Source organism: Rhodopseudomonas infernalis, assembly GCF_022271405.1.
GTDB classification, from domain to species: domain Bacteria; phylum Pseudomonadota; class Alphaproteobacteria; order Rhizobiales; family Xanthobacteraceae; genus Rhodopseudomonas; species Rhodopseudomonas infernalis.
On the sequence record NZ_JAJNAL010000081.1, the window covers coordinates 1 to 1,275 of the forward strand.

Sequence of the window (1,275 nt, forward strand, 5' to 3'; positions counted from 1 at the left end):
TCACCCCAACCCTCTCCCGCAAGCGGGAGAGGGAGACGGCTGCCGATGCGGAACTGCAGCGGATGAACGCGGTCGTGGAGTGATGCTGGTACGCGATGCGAACTGCTACACAATCGGAGATAAGACGACTGCCCCGCACCGCCGGCAGCGCGCTCCCTCTCCCGCTTGCGGGAGAGGGTTGGGGTGAGGGCTGCGGCGGGTGCTGACTTAGCGATCTGGATTCTTCGTCCCAACCTTTAGATTCCGGGTTCGCTCGCTGCGCGAGCGCCCCGGAATGACGGGGGTGGGTGCTACGCGATCGTCTGCAGCAAACCGCCCTCGGCGCGCAGCGCTGCGCCGTTGGTGGCGGCGGCTTCCTTGGACGACACGTATACCACCATGTTGGCGATCTCCTCGACGGTGGCGAAGCGCTGGATCAGCGAGCCGGGGCGGTGCTGCTTGACGAAATTGGCGGCGGCCTCGGCTTCGGACTGGCCGTTCTGTTTGGCGAGATCGGCCACGAAGGTCTGCACGCCTTCGCTCATCGTCGGGCCGGGCATCACCGCGTTGACTGTCACGGCGGTGCCGCGGGTCAGTTCGGCGAGGCCGCGGGAGACCGAGAGCTGCGCGGTCTTGGTCATGCCGTAGTGGATCATCTCCTTTGGAATCATCAGCGCGGATTCCGAGGCGATGAAGACGATGCGGCCCCAGTTGCGCGTCAGCATCGCCGGCATGTAGGCGCGCGACAGCCGCACGCCGCTCATCACGTTGACGTCGAAGAAGCGCTGCCAGTCCTCGTCCGGAATGTCGAAGAAGCCCTTCGGCTCGAAGATGCCGGTGTTGTTGATCAGGATGTCGACGTCGGGCTGAGCCTTGACCAGCGCGGCGCAGCCCTCGGCGGTCGATACGTCCGCGGCGACGCCGGTGATGGTGCCGCCCTGCGCGACTTTCTTCACCGCCGCGATCGCCACGTCGACCTTGCCTTGCGTGCGGCCGTTGACGACGACATTGGCGCCGGTCACGGCGAGGCCCTTGGCGATGGCGTGGCCGATGCCGGCGGTCGAGCCGCTGACCAGCGCGGTCTTGCCGGACAGATTGATGTGCATGAGGATGCTCCTGAAGGTGTTACTCAGCGCGTTGGCTGACGTAACGTCGGAAGCGATCGGCGCCAGCGCAAGACGCGATTTCGTGCGCAGCGCTTCCTACACGCACAGTTGTCATCGCCCGGCTTGTCCGGGCGACCCAGTATTCCAGAGCGTTCGTGTGTATCACCGGCGCTCTGGGATACTGGGTCCC

General features: G+C 65.6%; 1 protein-coding gene. It reads right to left on the bottom strand.

Annotated features, from left to right (window positions below):
• Positions 1 to 290: 290 nt before the first annotated feature.
• Positions 291 to 1,085 carry an SDR family NAD(P)-dependent oxidoreductase gene (locus tag LPW26_RS25290; protein ID WP_238738527.1) on the bottom strand — a complete coding sequence of 265 codons (795 nt, stop codon included), beginning with the start codon at positions 1,083 to 1,085 and terminating at the stop codon, positions 291 to 293.
• Between the last annotated feature and the right edge of the window lie 190 nt (positions 1,086 to 1,275).